Below are 9455 nucleotides of genomic sequence, written 5' to 3' on the forward strand. Positions count from 1 at the left end.
CCCGGCCGGTTGCACGCAGATTACGGCGGACATGCTTGCCCTGGCCGACCTCGACCAGCCCAGCCTGGACCGCATCGTCGCCGGCATCCCCGGTGGCGCCGGCAATGTGCAGGAGATCTACCCGCTGGCGCCGTTGCAGGAAGGCTTGCTCTATCACCACATCACCGATGAGCGCGATCCCTACCAGCAGCATGCGATGTTCAGTTTTGCGCGCCGCGAGCAGTTGGACGCGTTTGCCCAGGCGCTGCAACAGGTGATCGACCGTCACGACATCCTGCGCACCAGCCTGGTGTGGGATGCCCTTGAACAGCCGATGCAGGTGGTGTGGCGGCACGCGCAGTTGCCGTTCGAACCGCTGCGTGACCCCGCCCGGTCGCTGGACCTGCGCCACGCGCCGCTGATGGCCCTGGATTACGCCGAAGAACCGCACCAGCAGCGCTGGGTGGCCAGGCTGCGCTTCCACCACTTGGTCAACGACGCCACCTCGACCACCGTGCTGGTGGACGAAATTCGTGCCCATCTGCTCGGTCAACAGGCGCAGTTGCCGATGCCGGTGCCGTACCGCAACGTGGTCGCGCAGACCCGTTCAGCACAGCGGCAAGCGGCCCACGAGGCGTTCTTTCGTGAGCGCCTGGCGGACGTGGATGAACCGACGCTGGCCTTCGGTTTGCAGGAGCGCCAGGCCGATCGCGCTGAAATCGAAGAGTGCGTGCAGGCGCTCGATGCGTCACTCAACCAACGCCTGCGTGCCCAGGCTCGCGCGGTTGGGGTCAGTGCCGCCAGCCTGTTTCACCTCGCGTGGGCGCAGGTGCTCAGCCGCGTGGCCGGCCGCGAAGATGTGGTGTTCGGCACGGTGTTGCTCGGTCGCCTGCAAGCGGGCGAGGGCGCGGATCGTGCCCTGGGCATGTTTATCAACACCTTGCCGCTGCGCGTGCGCCTGGCCGGGCAAAGCGTGGCAGACGCATTGACCGACACCCATCAGCAACTGAGCGCCTTGCTCGTGCATGAGCAAGCCTCGTTGGCCCTGGCCCAGCGTTGCAGCCGCGCCGCGCCGCTGTTCAACAGCCTGCTCAATTATCGTCACACCAGCGCCGAGCCGGCGTTGACCCTGGTGCCGGGTATCGCCTTGCTCAGCAGCGAGGACATCCTCAGTTATCCGCTGATGCTCACGGTGGACGACATCGCCAGCGGCTTTCGGCTCAAGGCCAAGGCGCCGCGTACAGTGGGGGCCGAGCGTGTGCTGGGTTATTTCGCCACCGCGCTTGGCGCTCTGGTCGAGGCGTTGGAACAGGCGCCGGCGACCCTGGTGCGCGATGTGCAGGTACTGCCCTCCAGCGAGTTGCAACAGCTGCTGGTGGACTTCAACGCCACCGTCACCGCCTATCCCGAAACCCTCACCGTGCAAGCGCTGTTCGAGGCCCAGGCGCGGCAACTGCCGGATGCCGTCGCGGTGCAGGCAGGCACGCAGCAACTGACCTATCGCGAACTCAACCAACGCGCCAATCAGTTGGCCTTTCACCTGCGCGAGCACGGTGTAAAGCCCGATTCGCGGGTGGCGCTGTGCGTCGAACGCGGGCTGGACCTGGTGGTGGGGTTGCTGGGGATTCTCAAGGCCGGTGGCGCGTATGTGCCGTTGGACCCAGGCTATCCCCGCGAGCGCCTGGCCTACATGCTGCAAGACAGCCAACCGGTGGCGCTGCTGCTCCAGGCCGCCACCCGTGATTGTGTGCAGGATGTGGCGGTGCCGGTGATCGATTTCGGCCACTGCAGCTGGCACCAGGCACCGGCCGACAACCCGGTGGTGCCGGGTTTGACGGTCGACCACCTGGCCTACGTGATGTACACCTCCGGCTCCACCGGCACCCCCAAGGGCGTGATGATCGAGCATCGCGGCCTGGGCAACCTCATGCACTGGGGCTCCCGGCTGTGCCCGCCGACCGCGGGCGGTGCGTTGCTGCAACGCGCGCCGTTCAGCTTCGACGGCTCGGTGTGGGAGCTGTTCTGGCCGCTGACCCAGGGCATGCGCCTGGTGCTGGCGCGACCCGACGGGCATCGCGAGCCGGCGTACCTGGCGCAGGTAATCCGCGAGCAGCGCATCAGCGTGATCAAGTTCGTACCGGCGATGTTGCAGCAGTTTCTCGAATTGGAAGCGTCAGCCCTGTGCACCAGCCTGACCGACGTACTGTGCGGCGGTGGCGAGCTGACCGAGGCCCTGGCGCGCGGGGTGCAGGCGCGCTTGCCTGGCGTGCGCTTGCATAACGTGTATGGGCCCACCGAAGCCACGGTGGACAGCAGTGCGTGGACCCTGGAACCGGGCGCGCCGGTGCCCGCGCTGCAACTGCCGATCGGCCGGGCGATCGACAACACCCGCCTGTATGTACTGGATGACCACGACAGACCGGTGCCGATGGGCATCAGCGGCCAACTGCACATTGGCGGCGTCGGGGTTGCCCGTGGGTACCTGGGCCTGGCCGAGATGACTGCCGAACGCTTCATCGACAGCCCCTTCGTCGCCGGCGACCGGCTCTATCGCACCGGCGACCTGGTGCGCTACCTGCCGGACGGCAACCTGGAATTCCTCGGGCGCAATGACTTCCAGGTCAAACTGCGCGGCGTGCGCCTGGAGCTGGGCGAGATCGAAGCGCGCCTGGCCGCTCATCCGGCCTTGCGCGAAGTGGCGGTGCTGATTCGCGACGAGCGCCTGGTGGCCTACTTCACCCTGCGCGAGCAGGCCCCCGGCCTGGATGCGTTGCGCGCCCATGTGCTGGAACAGCTGCCTGAATACATGGTGCCGGCCGCCTTCGTGCAACTCGATAAACTGCCGCTCAACCCCGCGGGCAAACTCGACCGCAAGGCCTTGCCGGAGCCGGGGCTGGAAGCGGTGATCAGCCGCGCCTATGAAGCGCCTCAGGGCGAGGTGGAAAACCTGATGGCCACGATCTGGGCGCAGGTGCTGAAACTGGAACGGGTAGGGCGGCACGACCACTTCTTTGAACTGGGCGGGCATTCGTTGCTGGCAGTCAACCTGGTGGCCCGCCTGCGCAAGGCCGGGCTGGAGGTGGATGCACGGACGCTGTTCAGCCAGCCGACACTGGCGCAACTGGCGGCGCGCACGCTGCCGCAAGCGCCGCCGGTGGAAGTGGCGCAAACCGCCATCCCCCAACTCAACCGCCGCCGCCGAATCTAGGCACACTGAGGGAGGGGGCTTGCTCCCGATGAAGGAGTGTCAGCAGTGGATGTATCAGCTGACCCACCGCCATCGGGGGCAAGCCCCCTCCCACATTTAACGGTGTTGCCTGCCCCACCATCGAACGCCGTCTGCCTTGCATCTCAACCACCGCCGCCGAATCCAGGCACTGAAAGCGCCGTCTGTAGGAGCGAGCTTGCTCGCGAAAAACTCACAGGCACCGCGCTCATTCAGAAAGCACGCGTTATCGTTGACGTTTTTCGCGAGCAAGCTCGCTCCTACAAAAAGCCTTGAGTGACTGGCATTGGGGCTTGCCCCCTTCCACTCAATGCCCGTCGGGAATAAACGCCACGCTCCCCCCCGATCGACTCTTGAATAACCGCTCGCCATTGTCCGGCTGCGTCGTGACCACTTGATGATCAGCCGCCAAAAATGCCAACGGCTGGGGGTCTTGCCTGGAGTACTGCGCAACGATAATCGTGTGCTGCGGATCGAACCCCTGGCCGCTGGTTTTTTCCAGCCAGGCCATGAACGCGGCGCTGTCGCCCTGGCGCGGGAAGTCTTGGTTTTCGCTGACGTAGTAGAACGGCTTGCCGCCGTTTTGCAGGTACATCGGCAGCTTGTTGTCCACTTCCACCAGCACCAGTTGCCATTGGTTCCAGGGTGCGCTTTTCACGGCCTGGGCTTTTACATCCTCGGCAAAGCGAGTGACGCCGCCGTTGCCGGTGCTCCAGGGGTAGATCACACCCAGCACCAACAGCAGCAGGCCTGCGGCAATACCGAAGCCTTTTTGCCAGCGCGGCCACCGGGCCGGTTGCTGGTGCAGGCGTTCGCTCAGCCACCAGGCGCCGAGCAGTTGGGCAAATGGCACCAGGGGCAGTACGTAGTAGCTGCGTCGGCTGCCGCTGGCGGTGAAGAAGACGAACAACAGGCCCAGGCCCCACACCAGCCAGCGCACGTTGGGCGGTGTATGGCGCCAGTGACGGATGGCGAGCCATGCGCCGAGCACCCAGCACGGTGCCCACGGCAGGGTGTAGGCCGGCAGGTAGATCAGGTAGGTGTAGATCGGGCCCATATGGTCGAAGGGGTCGAAGAAACGCACCACGTTTTCGCGAAACACCAGTTGCAGGCCGCTCTCGCCGTAGGTGGGGGCGCCGTAGAGATGGGACAGTACGAAAGGAATCGCATAGAACGCGCCGGCGATCAGCAGCGCCAGTACCAGCCTCGGGTTGAGATGGCGTTTGTAGCGCTGCTGGCTGAGCAGATGCGGCAGCAGCACCAGCCCCGGCAGTACGAACCCGATCAAGCCTTTGAACAGCGATGTTGCCGCCAGCAACAGGAAGAACACGGTATAGCGCCCCAGCCGGGTGTCGTCCGGCCCGCGCCAATACCACCAGACTGCCGCCAGCACGCCGCACACGGTCAGCACATCGGCGGTGGCCACGCGGGCCCAGAACAGGAAGTAGAAGGTGGTGGCAAGCATCCAGCCCGCGATCAGTCCGGTGCCTTTGCGAAACAGCTGTTCGCCGATCAGGTACACCAGCCAGATGCTCAGCCAGGCCGCGATCACCGATGACAGGCGCAGTGACCAGGGACCCAGGCCGCCCATGATGTTGGCCAGACCGGTGATCAGCCAGTAGGAGGGCAGGGGTTTGTCGTAATAGGGCGCGCCCTTCAGGTACGGATCGAAGTAGTCACCGCTTTGCAGCATCTGCAGGGCGATGTTCGCCCAGCGCGTTTCCGGCCCCCACAGGTCGCGACTGCCCAGGCCCAGCAGCAGGAGCAAGGCCGAGACGCCGAGCAATAAAATGAGGGCGCCGCGTTCGGTTTTGCACAAGCGCATGGGCTTTTCCTGTGAGGGTGATCAAGGTTGTTGAGGGTAAATCGTCAGTACCAGGTTGCCCTTGCGGTAGCGCTTGCCACCGCTCGGCAGTTGGCCTTCTTCAAGGTGTTCGCTGGTGTTCTTGACGCGCATCAGCACGCCGACCGAACCCTGCGTTCGAGCATCCTTCAACCAGGACTGAACGCTGTCCAGGGTGACCTTGCGCTGTTGCGTATCCGGGTAATCCAGGCCGTAGCGCAGTTCCCCCGCAGTGTTGTAGAACGCCACCTGCGGCCGGCGCAGGCGCCAGGCCAGGGCCGCCGCCGAACCCAGTTCATTGCTCAGCAGAGCACGGGTGTGTTGCAGTTCATCCAGATGCTCAAGCACGAACGGGTCGGGCATTTCATTATCCGCAATGATCTGCGGCATGCTCGCCGGCAGCAGCGCCACCAGCAGGCCGATACCCAGGGCCGGCATCGCCCATAACGTCAACGGGCGCATCGCTTGCAGCAGGTTGGCCAGGATCCAGCCGAGCAGCACGATAAAGGCCAGGGACAGGTTGAACATTTCGGCGTGGCTGTTGCTGTAGATCGGGTTGGCGATCTGCAGGTAAATCAGCGCCACCATGGCCGTCATGCCGAGGATGAAATTGAGCGTGCCGTTGATGAAGATCGCACGGGTTTTGCGCTGGTTGAGCAGGTCGATCAAGGCATGGCCCATCAGCAACGCCAGGGGTAACAGGCACGGCATGATGTAGGTGGGCAGCTTGCCGCTGCTCAGGCTGAAGAAGCCCAGGGGCAGCAACAGCCACAGGGCCAGAAAGGCTATGGCCGGCTCGCGCCTGTGTTTCCAGGCGTTGAGCAGGGTGGCGGGCAGCAGACCGGACCAGGGCAGGCACGCCACCACCATGATCGGCAGGAAAAACCACCCTGGCCGCACATGCTGTGCAGTGTCCGAGGCGAAGCGGCGGATGTGTTCATGCCAGAAGAAGAAACGCCAGTAATCCGGTTCGCGCCCATGGATCGCCAGCGCCCACGGCAGGCAGACCAGCACCGCGACGAGGATCGCCAACGGGCCGTAGCGCAGCAGCTCGCCGACGCGGCGCTGCCAGATCATATAAGGCAGGGCGATCAGCACCGGCAACAGCCACGCCAGAAAGCCCTTGGTCATGAAGCCCACGCCGCAGGCCAGTCCCAGTACGGCCCAGGCCCCCAGGCGCGCGCGCGGCGTGGTGCCGTCGAGCGCAAACCAGAGGGCGACCAGGCTCAGGTTGACCCAGAACGTGAATTGCGGATCGAGGTTGGAATACCCGGCTTGCCCGGCCACCAGGCCAAAACTCATGTAGAGCAACGCGCAGGCAAAACTTTTGCGCGGGTCGTTCCACAGGCGGCGGGCCATCAGGTAGGCCAGCAGCACGCTCAACGCCGAGGTCAGGACAGAGGCGATACGTACGCCGAACAGGTTCTCGCCAAACACGGCCTGGCCCAGGGCGATCAGCCAATAGCCCGCAGCCGGTTTCTCGAAATAACGCACCCCCATGAAGTGCGGTGCTACCCAGTTGCCGCTTATGAGCATTTCCTGGCTGACCTGGGCGTAGCGGGTTTCATCCGGGGTCCACAAACCGTGCAAACCCAACGGCAGCACCAGGAAAATCACCAGGCCAAGCACCAGCACCGGCAAGGGCTTCAATCGGGTCATGAACACCTCGCTGCTTGATGTTCAGGGGCAGGCGCGAAGTTTGAATAATCAACGGCGTCGAACATTAAGATAATCACTGATTCATCAGAAAAGTTAGGGCGTCCTGAACTAACAGGCGCGCTTAACATGCCAGACGCGGGCTGTCGTTTTGCTGAACGCACTACTCGGCAATATGTAAAAAAGTGTATTTAAAGTTGTTTCAGCGCGGCCGCCCATTCCTGACTTTTCATAGTGCCCAAGGCTTTGAGTTTGCCGTCGGGCAATACCTGCACGAACACGGCGCTGCCGTACTCGGCAGCCCGTGCATGGGGATAGCCGAGGGCCTCCTGCAAGTCACTCATGCAGGCGCTGTGGGTGATCAGCATCAGGTTGCGCCCCGCCTGTTTATGGCTGAGGGCTTCTTCGCCCATGGCGTCACCGCAGATGGCGAGGGGGCCGGGGGACAACTCGGTCTTGCCGAACATGAACAACGACGTTTGCGCGGTGCGCGTGGTGGGGCTGCTGAGCACGTCGGTGCGCTCCATGCCCAGTGTTTGAAAGGCGCTGCCCAGGGCGGCCGCGCGTTGCGTGCCATTGATCGTCAGGCCGTCGGCGGGTCCGTAGCAGGGATTGTCCGAGCGATCACAACGCTCTTCATGCCGCACCAGCACGATCAGGTCGCCGTTGCGCCATCCGGCCAGCACCCCGGAAGTGACCAGGCGGTTGCCTGTGCCCAGATCCTGCGGTGACCTTGGCCAGAATAAAAAAGCGCTCAGCAGCAGGGCGAATACGATGACGCCCGCCACCGGCACGCGGAATTTTCTCAGGCGCTGTAACCTCGCCCTTCGGGGTTTGGTCAGGGTAATGTCTGCCACGCTGTTCACCATAGGTACACGTAATTGTTTTGTTGTTAAAAGACCGGCGCAACTCATACGGCAGATGTTCCTGGTGGAGCAAAAGCCTGTCACAAGGCTGCTGTCTTTCAGCTGAACATATGGGTATTAAGAAGCAACGCGTGGGGCAACTTTAAAGTTGTCTGTTAGTGCTGCGAGGGTGGGGAATTTAAAGTGTTCGGAGTGGGCAGGCGGTGAAATCAATGTGAAAAAATTGCGTGGGAACGTCCATCAGCCGTTATTCTCGTTTGCAGTCCTTAACCCGAGCGTTCGTATGTTGCAGGTAGAAGGTGTTGTTAAAAATTACGCCACCCCCCAAGGCCCGCTGACAGTTCTTGCGGGTGTCGACCTGCACCTGGGGGCGCGCAGCAGCCTGGCGCTGATGGGCGAGTCGGGCAGCGGCAAAAGCACGTTGCTGCACCTGGTGGCCGGGCTGGATCGGGTGGATGGCGGCAGCATTCTGATCGGCGACCAGCGCCTGGATCGCCTCAACGAAGGGCAACTGGCCCAGTGGCGGCGCACCGAAATCGGCCTGGTGTTCCAGCAGTTCAACCTGATCGGCAGTTTGCGTGTGGAGGACAACCTGGCGTTTCAGGCGCGCCTGGCCGGGCGGTTCGATGCGCAGTGGCAGGCGCAGTTGGTGGAGCGCCTGGGCCTGGGCGATTTGCTCAAGCGTTACCCGGAACAGCTCTCCGGCGGCCAGCAACAGCGGGTGGCGGTGGGGCGTGCACTGGCGTCGCGCCCCGGCTTGTTGTTGGCCGATGAGCCCACCGGCAATCTTGACGAAACCACCAGCGATGAGGTGCTGCAACTGTTGCTCGACCTGTTGCGCGACAGCCCCACCAGCCTGTTGATGGTCACGCACAGCCCGCGCCTGGCCGCACGCCTGGATCAGCAGGTGGTGTTGCATCACGGCCGCGTCGTGCCGATGGAGCCGCGCTGAGATGGCAGTGTTCTACTGGGCGCTGCGTGCGCTGTTGAGCCATTGGCGGCGCCACCCGGTGCAGTTTTTCAGCGTGCTGACCGGCCTGTGGCTGGCCACCGCGTTATTGACCGGGGTGCAGGCCCTTAATAGTCAGGCGCGGGACGGTTACGCGCGGGCCAGCCAATTGATCGGCGGCGAACCGCAAGCCAGCCTGAGTGCGCCGGACGGTGCCGGCTTCGCGCAAGCCGTGTTCGCCGAACTGCGCCGTGCCGGGTGGCCGGTGTCACCGGTGGTGCAGGGGCGGGTGGTGCTCAAGGGGCATGAAGAGCAGCGTCTGCAATTGATGGGCATCGAGCCGGTGTCGTTGCCCGGCAGCGGCAGCCTGGCGGGGCAACGCTTGAGCCAGGCGCAGATACTGGCGTTTTTCGACGCGCCGGGGCGCACCTGGATTGCCGCGCAAACCTTGCAGGCGCTCGGCCTGCAGGAAGGCGAGCAACCGCTGACGGCCAACGGGCAACGCCTGCCGCCGCTGCAAGTGCAGCCGGACATGGCCCCCGGCATGCTGCTCACCGATATCGGTTTTGCCCAACCGTTGCTCGACATGCAGGGCCGGCTGTCGCGTCTGCTGCTGGACAACACCTTCGCCGCCCGTCATCCCACACCACCTGCCGGGCTGCAACTCAAGCAGGGCGACGACAACAACCTTTCGCGCCTCACTGAAAGCTTTCACCTGAACCTCGACGCCCTGGGCTTTTTGTCCTTTGTGGTGGGGCTGTTTATCGTGCATGCGGCCATCGGCCTGGCCCTGGAGCAGCGCCGGGGCCTGCTGCGCACCTTGCGTGCCTGCGGGGTCAGCGCACGCCTGCTGATCCTGAGCCTGGGCGTGGAGCTGGGATTCCTGGCGCTGCTGGGCGGCGTACTCGGCGTTGCCAGCGGATACCTGCTCGCCAG

At 64.0% G+C, this 9455-nt stretch carries 5 protein-coding genes and 1 pseudogene; 3 read left to right on the forward strand and 3 right to left on the reverse strand.

The window, feature by feature from the left end; all coding sequences use genetic code 11:
* The coding region (locus BFP96_RS07980; RefSeq protein WP_139113368.1) for a non-ribosomal peptide synthetase at positions 1–3187 on the forward strand (3187 nt) is incomplete at its 5' end.
* 325 nt (positions 3188–3512) lie between these two features.
* Here BFP96_RS07980 and BFP96_RS07985 read toward each other — a convergent pair.
* The 3 genes from BFP96_RS07985 to BFP96_RS07995 all read right to left on the reverse strand — a co-directional run bounded on the left by BFP96_RS07985 (position 3513) and on the right by BFP96_RS07995 (position 7573).
* Entirely contained in the window at positions 3513–5030 is a 1518-nt protein-coding gene (locus BFP96_RS07985) for an ArnT family glycosyltransferase (RefSeq protein WP_065896123.1), read from the reverse strand.
* 21 nt (positions 5031–5051) lie between these two features.
* On the reverse strand, positions 5052–6707 hold the full coding sequence (gene arnT / locus BFP96_RS07990) for a lipid IV(A) 4-amino-4-deoxy-L-arabinosyltransferase (protein ID WP_065935991.1): 1656 nt from the start codon (positions 6705–6707) through the stop codon (positions 5052–5054).
* Between the two features lie 188 nt (positions 6708–6895).
* Positions 6896–7573 carry a lipopolysaccharide core heptose(II)-phosphate phosphatase PmrG gene (locus BFP96_RS07995; protein WP_065935992.1) on the reverse strand — a complete coding sequence of 226 codons (678 nt, stop codon included), beginning with the start codon at positions 7571–7573 and terminating at the stop codon, positions 6896–6898.
* 280 nt (positions 7574–7853) lie between these two features.
* Here BFP96_RS07995 and BFP96_RS08000 point away from each other — a divergent pair, with 280 nt between their 5' ends.
* Both BFP96_RS08000 and BFP96_RS08005 read left to right on the forward strand, forming a co-directional pair.
* Positions 7854–8522 carry an ABC transporter ATP-binding protein gene (locus BFP96_RS08000; protein WP_057721635.1) on the forward strand — a complete coding sequence of 223 codons (669 nt, stop codon included), beginning with the start codon at positions 7854–7856 and terminating at the stop codon, positions 8520–8522.
* 1 nt (position 8523) lies between these two features.
* Positions 8524–9455, forward strand: a pseudogene (locus tag BFP96_RS08005) (ABC transporter permease); the annotation flags it as partial.

It is taken from the genome of Pseudomonas sp. 34 E 7, assembly GCF_900005715.1.
GTDB lineage: Bacteria > Pseudomonadota > Gammaproteobacteria > Pseudomonadales > Pseudomonadaceae > Aquipseudomonas > Aquipseudomonas orientalis_A.